This window comes from Pseudomonas sp. NFPP25, assembly GCF_900116505.1.
GTDB classification, from domain to species: domain Bacteria; phylum Pseudomonadota; class Gammaproteobacteria; order Pseudomonadales; family Pseudomonadaceae; genus Aquipseudomonas; species Aquipseudomonas protegens.
This window is the reverse complement of the sequence record NZ_FPBG01000004.1, coordinates 610810-630140: the sequence shown is the minus strand read 5'-3', so window position 1 is coordinate 630140 and position 19331 is coordinate 610810. Positions and strand designations below refer to the sequence as shown.

Sequence of the window (19331 nt, the reverse complement as noted above, 5' to 3'; positions counted from 1 at the left end):
ATGCCCAAGGTCGGTATGCAACCCATACGCCGCCAGCAATTGATCGAAGCCACGCTGCAAGCGGTCGATCAGGTCGGAATGGGGGACGCCAGCATTGCGCTGATCGCCCGTTTGGCCGGTGTCTCGAACGGCATCATCAGTCACTACTTTCGGGACAAGAACGGCCTGATCGCAGCGACGATGGGTTACATCATGAGCATGCTCAACGAAGGCGTCAGAGCACGCCGCCAGGCCCTGACGGACGACAGCCCGCGCGCTCATCTGAAAGTGATCATCGAGGGCAACTTCGATGCCAGCCAGGTGAACGGCCCGGCAATGAAAACCTGGTTGGCCTTCTGGGCTTCCAGCATGCACCAGCCCGATTTGCACAGGTTGCAGCGGATCAACGACCACCGCTTGTATTCCAACCTGTGTTGCCAGTTCCGCCGTGCCCTGCCGCTCTACCATGCGCGCAAGGCAGCCCGCGGCCTGGCGGCCTTGATCGACGGTTTGTGGCTGCGTGGTGCCTTGTCGGGTGATGCATTCGACACCGACCAGGCGATACGGATCGCTTACGAATACATGGATCTACAACTGGCTAAGCAGGAGCGCTAGAGCACAAAAGAGACGCTCGGCCCCTGAACCGCCACTGATCAGCGCGCCCCGAACTTAGGGGCATGCCCGGTGGTCAAGCCCACTACTTAATGCACTTGCGAGGACACTATGGCCCGTTTCGAACTGCAAAAACTCTACATCGACGGCGGCTACACCGATGCCGGCAGCGACGCCACTTTCGATGCCATCAACCCGGCCAACGGTGAAGTTCTCGCACAAGTGCAGCGTGCGACCAAGGAAGACGTTGAACGCGCCGTGGTCAGCGCCGAGAAAGGCCAGAAGATCTGGGCCGCCATGACCGCCATGGAGCGTTCGCGCATCCTGCGTCGCGCCGTGGAAATCCTCCGCGAGCGCAACGACGAACTGGCCGCCCTGGAAACCCTGGACACCGGCAAGGCCTTCTCCGAAACCAAGTACGTGGACATCGTCACCGGCGCCGACGTGCTGGAATACTACGCAGGCCTGGTACCGGCCATCGAAGGCGAGCAGATCCCGCTGCGCACCACTTCCTTCGTCTACACCCGTCGCGAGCCCCTGGGCGTAGTGGCCGGTATCGGCGCGTGGAACTACCCGATCCAGATCGCCCTGTGGAAATCCGCACCGGCCCTGGCGGCCGGTAACGCGATGATCTTCAAACCGAGCGAAGTGACCTCGCTGACCACCCTGAAACTGGCCGAGATCTACACCGAAGCCGGCCTGCCGGATGGCGTGTTCAACGTCCTGACCGGCAGCGGCCGCGAAGTCGGCACCTGGCTGACCGAGCACCCGCGCATCGAGAAGGTCTCCTTCACCGGCGGCACCGACACTGGCAAGAAAGTCATGGCCAGCGCTTCCAGCTCCTCGCTGAAAGACGTGACCATGGAACTGGGCGGCAAGTCGCCACTGATCATCTTCGACGACGCCGACCTGGATCGCGCCGCCGACACCGCCATGATGGCCAACTTCTACAGCTCCGGTCAGGTCTGCACCAACGGCACTCGGGTATTCGTACCGAGCCACCTGAAAGCCGCTTTCGAAGCCAAGATCGCCGAGCGCGTTGCGCGCATCCGCATCGGCAACCCGGAAGACGAAAACACCAACTTCGGCCCGCTGGTCAGTTTCCCGCACATGGAAAGCGTGCTGGGCTACATCGCCAAGGGTAAAGAAGAAGGTGCCCGCGTACTGTGCGGCGGCGAGCGCCTGACCGACGGCGAATTCGCCAAGGGCGCCTTCGTTGCACCGACCGTGTTCACCGACTGCACCGACGACATGACCATCGTCCGTGAAGAAATCTTCGGCCCGGTCATGGCGATCCTGACCTACGAAACCGAAGAAGAAGTGATCCGCCGCGCCAACGACACCGACTTCGGCCTGGCTGCCGGCCTGGTCACCAAGGATCTGAACCGCGCTCACCGCGTGATTCATCAGCTCGAAGCCGGTATCTGCTGGATCAACGCCTGGGGCGAGTCCGACGCCAAGATGCCGGTTGGCGGCTACAAGCAGTCGGGCGTGGGCCGTGAGAACGGCATCAGCTCGCTGAACAACTTCACCCGCATCAAGTCGGTGCAGGTCGAGCTGGGCGACTACGCCTCGGTGTTCTAAGCAGCTGTCAGCTACAAGCGGCAGGCCCAGGCAACAGCCTGGCTTGCCGCCTGCTCCCCATTCAATGCCAAGCCCGCTTCGCTGCCTTCCCTGCAGCTTGAAGCTTGAGGCTTGCAGCTCTCCACGGAGGCTCCAATGGCCCAAGAATACGATTACATCATTGTGGGTGCCGGCTCGGCCGGTAACACCCTGGCGACCCGTCTGACTGAAGACGAAGGCGTCACCGTCCTGCTGCTGGAAGCCGGTGGCCCGGACTACCGTTTCGACTTCCGTACCCAGATGCCGGCGGCACTGGCCTTCCCACTGCAAGGCCGGCGCTACAACTGGGCCTACGAGACCGATCCAGAGCCACACATGAACGGTCGTCGCATGGAGTGCGGTCGCGGCAAGGGCCTGGGCGGCTCGTCGCTGATCAACGGCATGTGCTACATCCGCGGCAACGCCATGGACTACGACGGCTGGGCCAAGCTGCCAGGCCTGGAAGACTGGACCTACCTGGATTGCCTGCCGTATTTCCGCAAGGCGGAAACCCGTGACATCGGCCCCAACGACTACCACGGCGGCGAAGGCCCGGTCAGCGTGACCACGCCCAAGGCCGGCAACAACCCGTTGTTCCACGCCATGGTCGAAGCCGGCGTGCAGGCCGGTTACCCGCGTACCGAAGACCTGAACGGCTACCAGCAGGAAGGCTTCGGCCCGATGGACCGCACCGTGACCCCCAAAGGTCGTCGCGCCAGTACCGCCCGCGGTTACCTGGACACCGCGAAAAAGCGTTCGACCCTGACCATCGTCACCCACGCCCTGACCGACAAGATCCTCTTCGAAGGCAAGCGCGCCGTGGGCGTGAGCTACCTGCAAGGCAGCACTGAAGAGCGCGTGGAAGCCCGTGCGCGTAAGGAAGTCATCGTCAGCTCCGGCGCCATCGCGTCGCCGCAATTGCTGCAACGTTCCGGCGTAGGCCCCCGCGCCCTTCTGGAAAGCCTGGACATCCCGGTGGTTCACGACCTGCCGGGCGTGGGCGAGAACCTTCAGGACCACCTGGAACTGTACCTGCAGTACGCCTGCACCCAGCCAGTGTCGCTGTATCCATCGCTGCTGTGGTGGAACCAGCCGGCCATCGGTGCCGAGTGGCTGTTCAACGGCACCGGCATCGGCGCCAGCAACCAGTTCGAAGCCGGCGGTTTCATCCGTACCCGCGAAGAGTTCGAATGGCCGAATATCCAGTACCACTTCCTGCCGGTGGCGATTAACTACAACGGCAGCAATGGTGTGAAAGAGCACGGCTTCCAGGCGCACATGGGCTCCATGCGCTCGCCGAGCCGTGGCCGCGTGCAGCTCAAGTCCAAGGACCCGCGCCAGCACCCGAGCATCCTCTTCAACTACATGGCCACCGAGCAGGACTGGCAGGAATTCCGCGACGGCATCCGCCTGACCCGTGAAATCATGCAGCAGCCGGCCCTGGACCCTTTCCGCGGCCGCGAGATCAGCCCGGGCATCGAGGTGCAGACCGACGAGCAACTGGACAAGTTCATCCGCGAGCACGCCGAGACCGCCTTCCACCCATCCTGCTCGTGCAAGATGGGCACCGACGACATGGCTGTAGTGGATGGCCAGGGTCGCGTGCATGGCATGCAAGGCCTGCGCGTGGTGGATGCCTCGATCATGCCGATCATCACCACCGGCAACCTCAACGCGCCGACGATCATGATGGCCGAGAAAATCGCCGACAAGATCCGTGGCCGCCAGCCACTGCCACGCAGCACCGCGGCCTACTACGTAGCCGGTGAAGCCCCGGTACGTGGCAAGCCGATGCGCGATGTGACTCCCGCCGCGCAGTAAGCCTGACGGGCGCCGACCGCAAGGGTCGGCGCCCTTTTTCTCTTCCCTTCATTCCTTCAGAACTACTTCCTTGATCGCAGCCTTCGGCAGCGGCTACAGTTCTGCAACTTGCACATCCCCTTTCGCCCCCGCGCCCATCAGCACCTATACCTGTAGGAACCGCCGGGCGGTGTTCCGTTTGCTGGCGAAACGCGTCGACCCGCTATCGCGCCTCACAAGGAGGTCCTCCATGTTCGACTTTCACCCCCAGCTCAAGCAGCGCTTCGCTGCCTTGCGCACGGGCGCCGAATTCTTTTCCCTGCGTTATGTCCGCGAATCGGACCAGTACCTGTCGGTGCGCAAGAACGTCGCCGAGCCGCCGAGCCTGGGCCGAGACGAAGGGGCGATGCTGACCGTACGGGTGCGCGGCGTGGAAGCCTACGCCGCCACCAACGACCTGTCGCAAAGCGGCCTGCAGGCCGCCCTGGACCGCGCCGAGCAGCAGGCCCGGGTCATCGCCGCCCATGCCCTGCTGGACCTGCGCGAGCAACCGGTCTCCAGCCACCGCGCGGACTATTTCTCGCCCAACCTGGAGCAGCCCTTCCCCTCCCTCAGCGACTGCTATCAGCTGCTGGGCGATGAGTCGGCCTCGGTGCCCAAGGATGAACGCCTGGTGAACTGGCAGGTGGGCATCGGCGTGACCCAGGTCGAACAGATCTACCTCAACAGCGCCGGCGCCGAGCTGCGCCAGGCCCAGCGTTTTGTCTACCCGGGCCTGGACGTGACCGCCTACGACGGCAGCGACAGCCAGACCCGCAGCCTCGGCCGGGAGAACTTCGGCCAGCAGGGCGCCGGCGATGTGATCAGCCGCTGTGGCCTGCTGGGGGCTGCGCCGCGGGTCGCCGACCAGGCCCTGCAACTGCTGCTGGCGCCCAATACCCCCCAGGGCCCGCGGGACCTGCTGCTGATGCCGGACCAGATGATGCTGCAGATCCACGAATCCATCGGCCATCCCCTGGAGCTGGACCGCATTCTCGGCGACGAGCGCAATTACGCCGGCACCAGCTTCGTCAAACAGCAGGATTTCGGCAGCCTGCAATACGGCTCCTCGCTGCTCAACGTGACTTTCGACCCGCAGATCCCCGAGGAACTGGCCAGCTACAGTCACGACGACGACGGCACCGCGGCCAGCAAGCAGTTCCTGATTCGCGAGGGCCTGCTGGTACGCCCCCTGGGCAGCGCCCTGTCGCAATACCGCAGCGGCCTCGACGGCGTCGCCAACAGCCGCGCCAGCAGTTGGAACCGTGCACCGATCGACCGCATGGCCAACCTCAACATCGAGCCCGGCGACCAGCCCCTGGAGCAAATGATCGGGCACATCGAGCACGGCATCCTGATGTCCACCAACCGTTCCTGGTCCATCGACGATGCGCGCAACAAGTTCCAGTTCGGCTGCGAATGGGGCCAGTTGATCGAGAACGGCGAACTCCGGGGCGTGGTCAAGAACCCCAATTACCGGGGGATTTCCGCGCAGTTCTGGCGCAACCTCAGCGCGGTCGGCGACCGCAGCACCTTCCAGGTGCTGGGCACGCCCAACTGCGGCAAGGGCGAGCCCAACCAGGTGATTCGCGTCGGCCATGCTTCGCCGGCCTGCGTATTCAGCAAGATTGATGTATTTGGAGGAGACGCCTGATGACCAGGACAGCCGATCAGGCCCAGCCATTCAAGGCCTTGGTGCAGTGGCTCAAAGACGCGCTGCGCGAGACCGAGCAGTTCACCCTGAGCTACGCCGCCGAAGCCTCGGAGTTCATTCGCTTCAACCACGCCAAGGTGCGCCAGGCCGGGCAGGTGCAACAGGCCAGCGTGCATTTCAAGCTGATCGACAATGGCCGCCACGCCGACCTCAGCATCACCCTGAGCAATGACCCCGAGGTGGATCGCCAGCGCCTGGCCGATGGCCTGCAACAACTGCGCGAGACCCTGCCACTGCTGCCGGCCGACCCGTACCTGATGCTCAACCACACCCATTGGCAAAGCCATCACGTGCAGGACCAGCCGCTGCCCGGCAGTGAGCAGGTGGTGGAAGAAATCGGTCGCGCCGGCGCCGGCCTGGACCTGGTGGGCATCTACGCTGCCGGCCCCATCAGCCGTGGCTTCGCCAGTTCCGGCGGGGCCTTCGGCTGGCACCAGGCCAACAGCTTCAACTTCGATTTCAGCCTGTTCCACGAAAACGGCGAGGCGGTGAAGGCCAGCTACGCCGGGCACGCCTGGGACAGCCAGGCCTTCGCCCTGCGCTTCCAGCAGGCCCGGGAACAACTGGAATTCCTTGGCCGGCCACTGCGCACCCTGGCGCCCGGGCAGTACCGGGCCTACCTGGCGCCGGCGGCCCTGGAGGAGATCATGGGCATGCTGGCCTGGGGCGGCTTCTCGGCCCAGTCGATCGCCAGCAAGCACAGCCCGCTGCAGAAGCTCTATGCCGGTGATGCCGCGCTGAACCCGCTGGTGTCGCTCGACGAACAGGTCAGCGGTTCCCTGAGCCCGGCGTTTTCCGACGAAGGCTACCCGCGCAGCGACCTGTCACTGATCGCCGCGGGCAGCGCCAATGCCCAACTGATCAACTCCCGCAGCGCCGCCGAGTACGGCCTGACCACCAATGGTGCCGGCAGCGGCGAGTACCCCAGTGCACTGAACATGGCCCCTGGGCGGTTGTCCCAGCAGGAGATCCTCAAGCAGCTGGGCACCGGGCTGTACATCAGCAACCTGTGGTACCTGAACTACTCGGACCTGCCGGCGGCGCGCCTGACCGGCATGACCCGCTTCGCCACCTTCTGGGTGGAGAACGGCGAGATCCAGGCGCCGGTGAGCACTATGCGCTTCGATGACAGCGTCTACAGCCTGCTGGGCTCGCAGCTGGAGGCCCTGACCGAGCAACGCGAGCTGCTGCTGTCGGCCAGTACCTACGGCCAGCGCCAGACCGCTTCGATGCGCTTGCCCGGAGCGCTGGTCAGCCGCCTGACCCTGACCCTGTAGAAACCGCCCTCAAACCTGAACTCACCCAGAGGTCCCATGCCCGAACGCGCGCCACTCGATGCCACCACCGCCCGCTGGCTGCCCTGGGTGGTGGCCATCGCCTTCTTCATGCAGTCCCTGGACGGCACCATCCTCAATACCGCCCTGCCGGCCATGGCCCAGGACCTGGCGGAAAACCCCCTGCGCATGCAGGGGGTGATCATCGCCTACATGCTTACTGTGGCCCTCTTGATCCCGGCCTCGGGCTGGATCGCCGACCGCTTCGGCACCAAGCGGATCTTCTTCGGCGCCATCTTGCTGTTCAGCATCGGTTCCCTGCTCTGCGCCCTGTCCAACACCCTGACCCAGCTGATTGGCGCCCGGGTGATCCAGGGCCTGGGCGGTGCGCTGATGCTGCCGGTGGGACGGCTGGTGGTGCTGCGTGCCTACCCGCGTTCGGAACTGGTGCGGATCATGGGCTTCATCACCATTCCCGGGCTTCTGGGGCCGCTGATCGGCCCGACCATGGGCGGCTGGATGGTGCAGTACCTGACCTGGCACTGGATCTTCCTGATCAACCTGCCGGTAGGCGCCGTTGGCTGCTATGCGGTGTGGCGTTTCATTCCCGACCTGCGCGGCAGCGAGCGCACACGCTTCGACAGCCTGGGCTTTGTGCTGTTCGGCGCGGCGATGGTGCTGATCACCATCGCCATGGAAGGCCTGGGGGAACTGCACCTGCCGCACTTGCGGGTGATGTTGCTGCTGTTCGGCGGGCTGGCCTGCCTGGCGGCCTACTGGCTGCGGGCCGTGCACACCGACAACCCGCTGTTCGCCCCGTCACTGTTCAAGGTGCGGACCTTTGCCGTGGGCATTCTGGGTAACCTGTTCGCCCGCCTGGGCAGCGGCGCCCTGCCGTTCCTGGTGCCCCTGCTGCTGCAAGTGGCCCTGGGCTATTCACCGTCCCAGGCGGGGATGAGCATGCTGCCCCTGGCGGCCGCGGCAATGCTGGCCAAATCCATCGCCCGGCCACTGATCGAGCGCCTGGGCTACCGCATCGTGCTCACCGGCAACACCCTGGCCCTGGGGCTGATGCTGGCCAGCATGGGCCTGGTCAGCGAGCACACGCCTTATCCGCTGTTGCTGGGCATGCTGGCGGTGCTGGGGGCGATCAACTCGCTGCAGTTCACCGCGATGAACACCGTGACCCTGATCGACCTCGACGATGCCGCGGCCAGTAGCGGCAACAGCCTGCTGTCAGTGGTAGCGCAATTGTCCCTGAGCCTGGGGGTGGCGTGTGCCGGTGCGCTGCTGGGCGGTTTTACTGCTGAAGTGGGCAATGACGGAGTGGACACCGTACTCGGCGCCTTCCAACTGACCTTCCTCACGGTAGGGATCATGGCGATGCTGGCGGCGGCGATCTTCCTCCAGCTGTCGCCCACCGATGGCCGCCGAGCGCGCAAGGTCCAAGAGCAGCACATCGAACACTGAACCCACACACCTCCCCCCGTAGGAGCCGGCTCGCCGGCGAAGAGGCCCATGAGCCCTGCGCCAACCTCGCGGCTGCTTTCGCTGGCAAGCCAGCTCCTACACAAAACCGCTCCTGCGCGGTTGCTCGTCCAGAATTTGCAGGTTGTGGGAGCGAGACTGATACACTGCGCGACATTTTGTTTTGCAGGCCAGTCCCGTGACCACCATTGCCACCGCTTTTAATACTTTGCCCCTGTCTCCCGCCATGCTGGCTAACCTCGACTCCCTCGGTTATGCCCAGATGACGCCGATCCAGGCGCAGAGCTTGCCGGTGATCCTCAAGGGCATGGACCTGATCGCCCAGGCCAAGACCGGCAGCGGCAAGACCGCGGCCTTCGGCATCGGCCTGCTGAACCCGATCAACCCGCGCTACTTCGGCTGCCAGGCCCTGGTGATCTGCCCGACTCGCGAGCTGGCCGACCAGGTGGCCAAGGAAGTGCGCCGGCTGGCCCGCGCCGAAGACAACATCAAGGTCCTGACCCTGTGCGGCGGCGTGTCGTTCGGGCCACAGATCGCCTCCCTGGAGCACGGTGCGCATATCATCGTCGGCACCCCAGGGCGTATCCAGCAGCATCTGCGCAAGGGTTCGCTGGTGCTCGACGGCCTGAACACGCTGGTGCTCGACGAAGCCGACCGCATGCTCGACATGGGTTTCTACGACGCCATCGAAGACATCATCGAAAAGACCCCGTCGCGCCGCCAGACCCTGCTGTTCTCCGCCACGTATCCGGTGGGCATCAAGCAACTGGCGTCGAAATTCATGCGCGATCCGCAAACGGTGAAAGCCGAAGCGTTCCACGACGATACGCAGATCGAGCAGCGCTTCTACGAGATTTCACCGGAAGAGCGCATGAGCGCAGTGACCAAAGTCCTGCACCACTTCCGCCCGGCCTCCTGTGTGGCGTTCTGCTTCACCAAGCAGCAAGTGCAGGAAACCGTCGATCACCTGACCGCCAAAGGCATCTCCGCTGTCGGCCTGCACGGCGACCTGGAGCAGCGTGACCGCGATCAGGTGCTGGCGATGTTTGCCAACCGCAGCACATCGGTACTGGTCGCCACCGACGTCGCCGCCCGTGGTCTGGACATCGATGCGCTGGACATGGTGATCAACGTCGAGCTGGCCCGCGATTCGGAAATCCACATTCACCGCGTTGGCCGTACCGGTCGCGCTGGCGAGAAAGGCATCGCGGTCAGCCTCGTCGCACCGTCCGAAGCCCATCGCGCGCAAGCCATCGAACAACTGCAGAAAGCCCCGTTGAACTGGGATCAGGTCGATAACCTCAAGTCCCAGGGCGGCGCCCCGCTGCAGCCACCGATGAGCACGTTGTGCATCGCCGGCGGGCGCAAGGACAAGGTACGTCCGGGGGATATTCTCGGCGCACTGACCGGCGACGCCGGCATCCCGGGCGCCCAGGTCGGCAAGATCGCGATCTTCGACTTCCAGTCGTATGTGGCGGTTGAACGCACCGTGGTCATGCAGGCGCTGCAGCGCCTGAACAACGGCAAGATCAAGGGCCGCTCGCTGCGCGTGCGCGTCCTTTAACCCCACTGTTTGACCTGTAGCCGCTGCCACAGGGCCGTTCGCTTCTATTGAGGACACCGTTTTGCGTTCTACCGAAGTCGTGATCATTGGCGCCGGCGCCGCCGGCCTGATGTGCGCCCTGACCGCGGCCGGCCGAGGCCGCCAGGTGTTGCTGCTGGACCACGCCAACAAGGCCGGCAAGAAAATCCTGATGTCCGGCGGTGGCCGCTGTAATTTCACCAATATGTACACCGAGCCGGCCAACTTCCTGTCGCAGAACCCGCACTTCTGCAAATCGGCCCTGGCGCGCTACACCCAGTGGGATTTCATCGGCCTGGTGGCCAAGCACGGCGTGCCCTACCACGAGAAGAAACTCGGCCAGCTGTTCTGCGATAACAAGTCCAGCGACATCCTCGGCATGCTGCTCGACGAGTGCGATCAGGTCGGCGTGGAGCTGCGCCTGGACACCTCGATCCAGACCATCGAAAAGGTCGAAAGCGGCTACCTGCTCGACACCACCCTCGGCCAGGTTCAGTGCCAATCGCTGGTGATCGCCACCGGCGGGCTGTCGATCCCGACGCTGGGCGCCACCGGCTTCGGTTATCAGGTGGCCAAACAGTTCGGCCACGAACTGCTGCCGACCCGTGCCGGCCTGGTGCCGTTCACCATCACCGACCAGCTCAAGGAACTGTGCAGCGAGCTATCGGGGACCTCGGTGGATTGCCTGGTGAGCTGCAACGACCAGAGCTTTCGCGAGAACATCCTGTTCACCCACCGCGGCCTCAGCGGCCCGGCGATCCTGCAGATTTCCTCCTACTGGCAGCCCGGCGACAGCGTCGAGATCAACCTGCTGCCGGACCACGACGCCCTGGGCTGGCTGCAACAGCAGCAGGCCGAGCGCCCCAACAGCGAGCTCAAGACCCTCTTGGGGGAGATCTTCACCAAGAAGATGGCCGGCCTGCTGGCCGACCACTGGTTCGTCTCCAAGCCGATGAAGCAGTACACCCCGGCGGAGCTGGCGGACGTGGCGCAGAAACTCGGCAGCTGGCAACTGGTACCGGCGGGCACCGAGGGCTACCGCACCGCCGAAGTGACCCTGGGCGGCGTCGACACCCGGGAAGTTTCGTCCAAGACCATGGAATCGCTGAAGAGCCCGGGGCTGTATTTCATCGGTGAAGTGCTGGACGTCACCGGCCACCTGGGCGGCTTCAACTTCCAGTGGGCCTGGGCCTCGGGCTACGCGGCGGCGCAGTACGTCTGAGCCTGTGGCCAGGGCGCCGTAGGAAAGAGGAACAGATATTGCTCAAGGATGTGACGACGGCATTGCGCCGTCGTCAATACTGGCTCAATTTAGCTGCATCGCCCCGGAAGGCCTGCCCTACTCCATGTCCTCGACCTCTTTTCGCCAATCCCTGCGCCGCCTCTGGGCGCTGGATAAATTCAGCTACAGCGTGCGGGTGTTCATCGCCCTGACCGGCAGCATGGCGCTGTGCTGGTATCAGGATGAAATGGCCCTGCTGATCCCGCTGTTCCTCGGCATCATCGCCAGCGCCCTGGCGGAAACCGACGACAGCTGGCAAGGCCGGCTCAATTCCCTGGCCGTAACCCTGGTGTGCTTCAGCATTGCCGCGCTGTCGGTGGAACTGCTGTTCCCCTACCCCTGGATCTTCGCCATCGCCCTGGCCCTGGCCAGCTTCGGCCTGACCATGCTGGGGGCGCTGGGCGAACGCTATGGCGCCATCGCCTCGGCGACCCTGATACTCTCGGTCTACACCATGATCGGCGTCGACCAGCGCGGCGGCGCGGTGATCGATTTCTGGCACGAGCCGCTGCTGCTGGTGGCCGGCGCCGCCTGGTACGGCCTGCTGTCGGTGCTGTGGCAGGCGCTGTTTTCCAACCAGCCGGTGCAGCAGAGCCTGGCCCGGCTGTTTCGCGAACTGGGTTACTACCTCAAGCTCAAGTCCTCGCTGTTCGAGCCCATCCGCCAGCTGGACGTGGAGGCCCGGCGCCTGGAACTGGCCAAGCAGAACGGCAAGGTGGTGGCGGCCCTCAACGTCGCCAAGGAAATCATCCTGCACCGGGTGGGCAACGGCCGGCCGGGGTCGAAGGTCAGCCGCTACCTGAAGCTGTACTTCCTGGCCCAGGACATTCACGAGCGCGCCAGCTCTTCCCACTACCCGTACAACGCCCTGACCGAGGCGTTTTTCCACAGCGACGTGCTGTTCCGCTGCCAGCGCCTGCTGCGCCAGCAGGGCAAGGCCTGCCGTGCCCTGGCCGAATCCATCCAGTTGCGCCAGCCGTTCGTCTATGACGCCACCTTCGCCGAGGCCCTGGGCGACCTGCACGCTTCCCTGGAACACCTGCGGATCCAGAGCAACCCGGCCTGGCGCGGGCTGTTGCGCTCATTGCGAGCCCTGGCGGCCAACCTCGGCACCCTCGACCGCCTGCTCAGCGACGCCAGCAACCCCGACGCCCTGGCGGACGCCACCGACAGCAGCCTGCTGGACCGTTCGCCACGCAACTTCAAGGATGTCTGGACCCGCCTGCGCACCCAGCTGACGCCAACCTCGCTGCTGTTCCGCCATGCCCTGCGCCTGCCCCTGGCGCTGAGCATCGGCTACGGCATGGTGCATTTGATCCACCCTTCCCAGGGTTACTGGATCATCCTCACCACCCTGTTCGTCTGCCAGCCCAACTACGGCGCTACCCGGCGCAAGCTGGGCCAGCGGATCATCGGCACCGCCATCGGCCTGACCATCGCCTGGGCGCTGTTCGACCTGTTCCCCAGCCCCTTGGTGCAGTCGCTGTTCGCCATTGCCGCCGGGGTGGTGTTCTTCACCAACCGCACCACCCGCTACACCCTGGCCACGGCGGCCATCACTCTGATGGTGCTGTTCTGCTTCAACCAGGTGGGCGACGGTTATGGGCTGTTCCTGCCGCGGCTGTTCGATACGCTGTTGGGCAGCCTGATCGCCGGGCTGGCGGTGTTCCTGTTCCTGCCGGACTGGCAGGGCCGGCGCCTGAACAAGGTGCTGGCCAACACCCTGACCTGCAACAGCATCTACCTGCGCCAGATCATGCAGCAGTACGCCGCCGGCAAGAGCGACGACCTGGCCTACCGCCTGGCCCGGCGCAACGCCCACAACGCCGACGCCGCGCTGTCCACCACCCTGGCCAACATGCTCATGGAACCCGGGCATTTCCGTAAGGAAGCGGACGTGGGCTTCCGCTTCCTGGTGCTGTCCCACACCTTGCTCAGCTACCTCTCGGGCCTGGGCGCACACCGCGAGACCCGGCTGCCGGACGAAGTTCGCGAGCACTTGATCGAAGGCGCCGGGGTCAGCCTGGCGGCTAGCATCGACGAGATTGCCCAGGGTTTGGCCAACAAGACCCCGATCGATATCCAGAGCGATGCCGAAGAAGCCCTGGCCAATGAGCTGGAGCAAATGCCCGACGAGGTCGACGAAGGCCAGCGCCTGGTGCAGACCCAACTGGCGCTGATCTGCCGTCAGTTGGGCCCGTTGCGGACCCTGGCGGCGCATCTGATCAAGGACACCAGCGACAACGCAAAACCGTAGGAGCCGGCTTGCCGGCGAAAGGGGCCGCAAGACTCATGCACGGTCCGGAGTCGCTTTCGCTGGCAAGCCAGCTCCTGCATCTTCGGTTACATGCCGTGCTGGCGCAGCAGGCGGTCGTAGCTGCCGTCAGCTTTCATGGCAGCGATTTCCTTGTCGAACCTGGCCACGATCTGCGCATGCTCGGGGTTCTTCAGACTGACCAGGATATGCAGGCTGTTCTCGCTCAGGGGCTTGGGCAGGAACTCCACCGCATTGCGTACCCGCGGTGACTCCCGGGCCAGGTAGTAGCGGGCAACGTATTCGTCCTCCAGGGTCAGCTTGACCCGATCCGCCGCCAGCATGCGCACCGCCATGGCGAAGTTGTGCACCGGCACCTTCTGCAGGTCGGGGTCATTGTCGAATTCGGGGGAATAGGCGTAGCCACGCACCACTGCCACCGGGTACTCATGCAGCTGCTTGAGGTTGCTGTATTCCAGCGGCGCGTCCTTGCGCTTGATGAAGCGCACGCGGTTGACCATGTATTCCGCGGAGAACTGCCCCAACTGGGTGCGCTCTTCGTTGTACCAGGCATTCACCAGCACGTCGTAGCGCCCCTCGCCGATGCCCAGCAGGGCCCGGGCCCAGGGCACCTGCTCGAATTCGCTGGAATAGCCGGCGCGGGACAGGGCGGTGCTGACAATGTCGGTGGCCACGCCGCCATTGACCAGGGTCGCGTCGGTAAAGGGTGGCCAGGCATCGGCGACCAGCCGCAGCCTTTCGGCAAAAGCGCTCTGGCCCAGCAACAGCAATCCGATCAAAGCCAAAGCTCGATGCAGTCGCAGCATGCTAATAGATCCTTAGCGGGCCCTGGGCCCAGCGCGTTCCAGCCCATACTCCAGGGTCGCGGCCTGTGCGGCACAGGTCGGCCCAGCTCCTAACATTAGCTCATCAGAACCCATGCACAGGTCTTGAAAACAGATTACACAAAGAAGACAAATACCAGTGATCTCAGTAGTGGCATTTTGACCCATCTCACAGAAACAATTTCTGCGTGACAACCGGCAAGACATCCCGTGGCGATGTGCTTACTATTTCGCGCAGCACTCAATACAGGATATGAAGATGACCATCGAATGGGTCTGCAAACACCACACCGACCTGGGCAAGGAACAGTTGTACGCGATTCTGCAATTGCGCACCGAAGTCTTCGTGGTGGAACAGAAATGCCCTTATCAGGAAGTCGACGGCCGCGACCTTGAAGGCGATACCTGCCACCTGATGGCCTGGGACGGCGACCGGTTGCTGGCCTACCTGCGCCTGCTGGACCCGACTTCCCAGGGCGGCGACGTGGTCATCGGCCGCGTGGTCATCGCTGAACAGGCCCGTGGCCAGGGCCTGGGCCACACCCTGATGGAGCAGGCGCTGAAGCAGGCCGAGCGGCACTGGCCGCAAACGCCGATCTACCTCTCGGCCCAGGCTCATCTGCAGGCCTATTACGGCCGCTACGGTTTCGTGGTGGCGGGCGAAGCATACCTGGAGGACGGTATTCCTCACATCGGCATGCGTCGCTCCTGAGCCTCAGGGATAGCCCAGCACGGCCTTGATCTGCCGCAGGTTGGGCTCGATCCAGCCCTTGTCGATGGCGCCCCAGTTGTGGATCCGGTAACGCCCGGCATGGTTGCGCGCGCCGTCCTGCTGCTCGAACTCGCAGAGGATGTCCAGGTCCGCCAGGGCCGCGATGGTGTCCTGGGCGGTGCGCCGCGGCATGCCGGTGACCTCGGTCAGCGCCGGCACGCTGCTGGCCAGGCCGCTGTCGATCAGGTACGCCACATACAGGCGGCGGTAGAAACTGCTCTTGGTCTTGCTCACATCCATCGCCCACTCCTTGCCTTCAGGGGTTAATCCGGCGCTCCCGCCTTGCCTTGCAGGTCGCGCCAGGTCAGGTAGACCCGCAGGTCGAACTCCAGCTGGTGATAGCCCGGCAGCATATGCTCGCAGAGCTTGTAGAACGCCTTGTTGTGATCCGATTCCTTGAAGTGGGCCAGCTCGTGCACCACGATCATCCGCAGGAATTCCGGCGCCGCCTCCTTGAACAGCGAAGCGATGCGGATCTCTTTCTTGGCCTTGAGCTTGCCGCCCTGCACCCGGGAAACCGTGGTATGCAGGCCCAGGGCACGGTGGGTCAGGTCCAGACGGTTGTCGAACAGCACCTTGTCGATGGCCGGCGCATTGCGCAGGTATTCCTGCTTGAGCTCCAGAGCGTAGCTGTACAGCGCCTTGTCGCTCTGTACGGCGTGCCGGCCCGGGTAACGCTGGCTCAGGTAGTCGCCCAGGCGCTGTTCATCGATCAACTGGCGCACTTGCTGCTGCAAGGCAACGGGATAGGCCTGGAGGTATTTGAGTGCGGTCATGAAGGGGCAACGCAGGGCATAAAAGGCGCCAGTGTAGCGAATTCAGGCCTGTAGCGCGCTCCAGTCAAAGGGCTGGGCAAACTGGCTGGCGATACTGGCGGTCAGCGGCCGAGCCACCAGGAAACCTTGCACATACTCGCAGCCATTGGCCTTGAGCCACTGGTATTGCTCGAGGGTTTCCACACCCTCGGCGATCACCAGCAGGTCGAACTGCTTGCACAGGTCGATCACGCAGCGGGCAATGGCGGCATCCCTTGGCGAGGTCAGCAGGCGGGCAATCAGGTGGCGATCGAGCTTGAGGGTGTCCAGTTGCAGGTCACGCAGGTAGGCCAGGCAACAACTGCCCGAGCCGAAGTCATCCAGGGCCACCCGCACCCCCAGCTGACGCAGGAGCTGCAACTGTTTGCGGGTGTCATCCAGGTTCTGGGTCAAGGCGGCCTCGGTAACCTCCACCTCCAGTTGGCGCGGTTGCAGGCCATGGCGCGACAGCACCTGGCGCAGCTCGGCCACCAGGTTGGGCATGTTGAACTGGGTGGCACTGAGGCTGACGCCCAGCACCAGGTCGGGGCTGAACACCTGCTCCCAGTCCTTGCGCTGGGCCGCGCCCTGTTGATAGATCCAACTGCCCAGGCGGCTGATCAGCCGTGCCTCCTCAAGCAGGGGCAGGAACAGCCCCGGAGGCACGTCGCCCACACTCGGATGACGCCAGCGCAGCAAGGCTTCGAAACCGCGCAGGCGCCCGTCGGCAATGGCCACCTGGGGCTGGTACACCAGGGTGAATTCCTTGCGCTCCACGGCGCTGCGCACGCTTTCCTCGAGCATCAGCCGCGAACGGGCGCGGCCATTCATCTCGTGATCGTAGTAGCGGTACTGCTGGCGGCCGGCGCGCTTGGCTTCGTACATGGCGATGTCCGCCGCCCGCAACAGGCCGTCCAGGTTGGAGCCGCAGTCGGGGTAGATGGCGATGCCGATACTCGCCCCCAGCACCACCTCCAGGCCATCGATCTGCTGGTTGATGGACAGGCGTTCGATCAGCTTCTCGGCGATCTTCGCCGCCTGCTCGGGGAAGCTCAGTTCCAGCAGCGCGGTGAATTCGTCGCCGCCCATGCGCCCGAGAATGTCGAAGGAGTGCAGGCAGTCCTTCAATTGCTCGGAAACCCAGCGCAGCACCCGGTCGCCGGCGTCGTGCCCCAGGGAGTCGTTGACCCGCTTGAAGCCGTCGAGGTCCAGGTAGAGCAGGACCAGGGACTTTCCCGAGCGGTCGCTGCGCAGCAGGATGTTTTCCACCGTCTGATAGAAGCCGCGGCGGTTGAGCAGGCCGGTCAGCGGGTCGGTCACGGCCTGGTATTCCAGTTGCTGGTGCAGGTGACGCACTTCGGACATGTCCAGCAGGGTGACCACCATCGCCTTCTGGTCACTGGGCAAGGGCGCACAGGACAAGGCCACGCTGATCAACTGGCCGGGCACGGTGCGCATCTGAGCGTCGTGCAGGCGATAGGTTTCGCCCCGGCGATAACAGGCGTAGAGCTCGGAGCCGCTCCAGCCGGGAACGTGGGGCTTTTGCAGGTAGTCGAGAAAGGGCGAGCCTTCCAGCTCCTTGACCTGGGCATTGAGCAGGCGCGAGACCGCCGGATTGGCGAAACGCACACACCCGCCCTCGTCCACCACCAGGATGCCCTCGGCAGCGTTGTCCAGCACCGAGGCATTGAAGGCCCGCGCCACCTCCAGGTCGTGGCTGAGGTGCTGCAGGGCCCGGCGGTTGCGCTGATGCTCCAGCAGGGCCTGGACCTTGGGCTTGAGAATCTGTGGGTCGAACGGCTTGAACAGGTAGTCCACGGCGCCACTGGCATAGCCCTTGATCACAGCGTCCTGAGACTGTTCGTTGGCGGTGAGAAAGATGATCGGGGTCAGCCGGGTACGTTGGCTGCCACGCATCAGGCGGGCGACTTCGAAGCCATCCATGCCGGGCATCTGTACATCCAGCAATACCAGGTCCACTTCATGTTCGAGCAGCAGGCCCAGGGCCTCGACCCCCGAGGCGGCGGTCATCACCTGCCAGTCCTGGCGCTGCAACAGAGCACGCATGCTGAGGAGGTTTTCAGGATAGTCATCGACGATCAGAAGAGTGGAGTGGCCTTCGGCTGGCTCTGGTTGCACGCATTCCATGCTGCTTCTCTTGTCTGTAATAAGACTGAACGGGTGTAAAAACCCGGTAAAACCTAAGGTTTCACTCTAGACCCGGATCCTCAAAAGCAGAAGCTGCCAACACGCCATCACTTCGCCAATGGGCACGACTCCCGACTAACGGTCACAGAGTTGCCGCATAAAAACCGGGATAGATGGCATTTCGACATTTTGCTGACGCCAGATATCCGCCATACGGGCCTCGCCAAGCACCGCTTCTGCGCTATAAAGACCCCCTAAGAAGCGCAGGCTAAAGCCTTCGGCCACCTGCATCAGCCATGCCTTGCGGAAAACCACCATGATCGACCTGGCAACCTGGAACCTCAGCGTTCCCGTCGGCAGCCCGCCGGCGACCATCGACACCCCGACACTGGTCAAGGGGTTCAAGGACCAGTACTTCCACTCCGATACCGGCACCCTGTTCTTCTGGTCGCCGGTGACCGGCTCGAAAACCGAGAACGCCATCTACCCGCGCACCGAGCTGCGCGAGACCTACTCCAACGGCACCTTGCGCAACTGGACCTACCCCGAAGCGGACAACCTGCTGTACGCGACCCTGGCGGTGAACCAGGTGCCCTCCTCGGGCAAGATCGTCATCGGCCAGATCCACGCCTACAACAGCACCAAGCCGCTGGTGAAGGTCGAGTACCAGTACAAGACCAGCAAGGGCAGCGGCAACATCGTGGCCAAGGTGCGCCTGCACCCGGACGACGAGGAAGGCCGTGTCATCACCATCGCCGAGAACGTGCCCATGGACCGGGAGTTTTCCTACCTGATCCACCTGAGCCCGGGCGGCGCCCTGGGCGTCAGCGCTGCCGGCTATCAGTGGGACAGCCAGTTGAGCGCGACCTGGCGCGACAAGCCGCTGTACTTCAAGGCCGGGGTTTATGTGCAGGACAACACCGGCTATACCAGCGAAGGCGGCAAGGTGACCTTTTCCAAGCTGGACATCGACCACAACAAGACCTGACACCCCTCCCTGCGTAGGGGCCGGCTTGCCGGCGAAGGCGCCCTTGAGCCCGGCATCCGCCCAAAGGCGCTCATCGCGGGCAAGCCAGCGCCTACGAAGGCAAGAGCGTCGAATACAAAAAAGCCCGCATCGCTGCGGGCTTCTTCGTTCGACGCTTA

Annotated in this window: 16 protein-coding genes; 11 read left to right on the top strand and 5 right to left on the bottom strand. The window is 64.0% G+C overall.

Annotation, left to right across the window (positions count from 1 at the left end):
- The 9 genes from betI (at position 1) to yccS (ending at position 13629) form a co-directional block, all read left to right on the top strand.
- On the top strand, positions 1-594 hold the full coding sequence (betI, locus tag BM382_RS19200; RefSeq protein ID WP_011063941.1) for a transcriptional regulator BetI: 594 nt from the start codon (positions 1-3) through the stop codon (positions 592-594).
- 108 nt (positions 595-702) lie between these two features.
- Positions 703-2175 (top strand): betaine-aldehyde dehydrogenase, encoded by a 1473-nt coding sequence (betB, locus tag BM382_RS19195; protein WP_011063942.1) that lies wholly within the window; start codon positions 703-705, stop codon positions 2173-2175.
- Positions 2176-2310: 135 nt separating this feature from the next.
- Positions 2311-4014: a choline dehydrogenase gene (betA, locus tag BM382_RS19190; RefSeq protein WP_072443615.1), complete on the top strand. Its 1704-nt coding sequence runs from the start codon at positions 2311-2313 to the stop codon at positions 4012-4014.
- Between the two features lie 229 nt (positions 4015-4243).
- On the top strand, positions 4244-5686 hold the full coding sequence (locus BM382_RS19185; RefSeq protein ID WP_019095264.1) for a TldD/PmbA family protein: 1443 nt from the start codon (positions 4244-4246) through the stop codon (positions 5684-5686).
- Entirely contained in the window at positions 5686-7023 is a 1338-nt protein-coding gene (locus tag BM382_RS19180) for a TldD/PmbA family protein (RefSeq protein ID WP_072443613.1), read from the top strand. Before BM382_RS19185 ends, BM382_RS19180 begins: the two co-directional genes overlap by 1 nt.
- 36 nt (positions 7024-7059) lie before the next feature.
- Complete coding sequence (gene mdtD / locus BM382_RS19175; protein ID WP_011063946.1) at positions 7060-8490, top strand: multidrug transporter subunit MdtD; 1431 nt, start codon at positions 7060-7062, stop codon at positions 8488-8490.
- Positions 8491-8734: 244 nt separating this feature from the next.
- Positions 8735-10072, top strand: a complete 1338-nt coding sequence (gene dbpA, locus BM382_RS19170) for an ATP-dependent RNA helicase DbpA (RefSeq protein WP_230493580.1) — start codon at positions 8735-8737, stop codon at positions 10070-10072.
- A 61-nt stretch (positions 10073-10133) separates the two neighbouring features.
- The gene (locus BM382_RS19165; protein WP_011063948.1) at positions 10134-11312 is read left to right on the top strand and encodes a BaiN/RdsA family NAD(P)/FAD-dependent oxidoreductase; all 1179 of its coding nucleotides are present in this window, start codon (positions 10134-10136) and stop codon (positions 11310-11312) included.
- A gap of 124 nt (positions 11313-11436) precedes the next feature.
- On the top strand, positions 11437-13629 hold the full coding sequence (gene yccS, locus BM382_RS19160; RefSeq protein WP_019095267.1) for a YccS family putative transporter: 2193 nt from the start codon (positions 11437-11439) through the stop codon (positions 13627-13629).
- An 86-nt stretch (positions 13630-13715) separates the two neighbouring features.
- On the opposite strand, the gene BM382_RS19155 is transcribed toward yccS, so the two are convergent.
- Entirely contained in the window at positions 13716-14453 is a 738-nt protein-coding gene (locus BM382_RS19155) for a substrate-binding periplasmic protein (RefSeq protein ID WP_011063950.1), read from the bottom strand.
- Positions 14454-14730: 277 nt separating this feature from the next.
- Between BM382_RS19155 and BM382_RS19150 the strand changes: the two genes are divergently transcribed.
- Complete coding sequence (locus BM382_RS19150) at positions 14731-15183, top strand: GNAT family N-acetyltransferase (protein ID WP_011063951.1); 453 nt, start codon at positions 14731-14733, stop codon at positions 15181-15183.
- 3 nt (positions 15184-15186) lie between these two features.
- Here the strand turns inward: BM382_RS19150 and BM382_RS19145 are convergent, their stop codons facing one another.
- From BM382_RS19145 to BM382_RS19130, 4 genes are all read right to left on the bottom strand, one after another.
- The gene (locus tag BM382_RS19145) at positions 15187-15483 is read right to left on the bottom strand and encodes a winged helix-turn-helix domain-containing protein (RefSeq protein ID WP_011063952.1); all 297 of its coding nucleotides are present in this window, start codon (positions 15481-15483) and stop codon (positions 15187-15189) included.
- A 23-nt stretch (positions 15484-15506) separates the two neighbouring features.
- Positions 15507-16019, bottom strand: coding sequence for a M48 metallopeptidase family protein (locus tag BM382_RS19140; RefSeq protein WP_011063953.1), 513 nt, complete (start codon positions 16017-16019; stop codon positions 15507-15509).
- A 42-nt stretch (positions 16020-16061) separates the two neighbouring features.
- Positions 16062-18185, bottom strand: a complete 2124-nt coding sequence (locus BM382_RS19135) for a putative bifunctional diguanylate cyclase/phosphodiesterase (RefSeq protein ID WP_072443611.1) — start codon at positions 18183-18185, stop codon at positions 16062-16064.
- A gap of 135 nt (positions 18186-18320) precedes the next feature.
- Positions 18321-18503: a hypothetical protein gene (locus tag BM382_RS19130; RefSeq protein ID WP_065365099.1), complete on the bottom strand. Its 183-nt coding sequence runs from the start codon at positions 18501-18503 to the stop codon at positions 18321-18323.
- On the opposite strand from BM382_RS19130, the gene BM382_RS19125 reads away from it, so the two are divergent.
- The gene (locus BM382_RS19125; protein WP_011063955.1) at positions 18502-19173 is read left to right on the top strand and encodes a polysaccharide lyase family 7 protein; all 672 of its coding nucleotides are present in this window, start codon (positions 18502-18504) and stop codon (positions 19171-19173) included. The two genes, BM382_RS19130 and BM382_RS19125, sit on opposite strands and share 2 nt — an antisense overlap.
- Positions 19174-19331: the final 158 nt, after the last annotated feature.

What these genes read in the sequence shown, in the direction of transcription:
- betI (WP_011063941.1), top strand. Translation starts at nt 1, where the DNA reads ATGCCCAAGGTCGGTATGCAACCCATACGCCGCCAGCAATTGATCGAA.
- betB (WP_011063942.1), top strand. Translation starts at nt 703, where the DNA reads ATGGCCCGTTTCGAACTGCAAAAACTCTACATCGACGGCGGCTACACC.
- betA (WP_072443615.1), top strand. Translation starts at nt 2,311, where the DNA reads ATGGCCCAAGAATACGATTACATCATTGTGGGTGCCGGCTCGGCCGGT.
- BM382_RS19185 (WP_019095264.1), top strand. Translation starts at nt 4,244, where the DNA reads ATGTTCGACTTTCACCCCCAGCTCAAGCAGCGCTTCGCTGCCTTGCGC.
- BM382_RS19180 (WP_072443613.1), top strand. Translation starts at nt 5,686, where the DNA reads ATGACCAGGACAGCCGATCAGGCCCAGCCATTCAAGGCCTTGGTGCAG.
- mdtD (WP_011063946.1), top strand. Translation starts at nt 7,060, where the DNA reads ATGCCCGAACGCGCGCCACTCGATGCCACCACCGCCCGCTGGCTGCCC.
- dbpA (WP_230493580.1), top strand. Translation starts at nt 8,735, where the DNA reads ATGCTGGCTAACCTCGACTCCCTCGGTTATGCCCAGATGACGCCGATC.
- yccS (WP_019095267.1), top strand. Translation starts at nt 11,437, where the DNA reads ATGTCCTCGACCTCTTTTCGCCAATCCCTGCGCCGCCTCTGGGCGCTG.
- BM382_RS19155 (WP_011063950.1), bottom strand. Translation starts at nt 14,453, where the DNA reads ATGCTGCGACTGCATCGAGCTTTGGCTTTGATCGGATTGCTGTTGCTG.
- BM382_RS19150 (WP_011063951.1), top strand. Translation starts at nt 14,731, where the DNA reads ATGACCATCGAATGGGTCTGCAAACACCACACCGACCTGGGCAAGGAA.
- BM382_RS19145 (WP_011063952.1), bottom strand. Translation starts at nt 15,483, where the DNA reads ATGGATGTGAGCAAGACCAAGAGCAGTTTCTACCGCCGCCTGTATGTG.
- BM382_RS19140 (WP_011063953.1), bottom strand. Translation starts at nt 16,019, where the DNA reads ATGACCGCACTCAAATACCTCCAGGCCTATCCCGTTGCCTTGCAGCAG.
- BM382_RS19135 (WP_072443611.1), bottom strand. Translation starts at nt 18,185, where the DNA reads ATGGAATGCGTGCAACCAGAGCCAGCCGAAGGCCACTCCACTCTTCTG.
- BM382_RS19125 (WP_011063955.1), top strand. Translation starts at nt 18,502, where the DNA reads ATGATCGACCTGGCAACCTGGAACCTCAGCGTTCCCGTCGGCAGCCCG.
- BM382_RS19130 (WP_065365099.1), bottom strand. Translation starts at nt 18,503, where the DNA reads ATGGTGGTTTTCCGCAAGGCATGGCTGATGCAGGTGGCCGAAGGCTTT.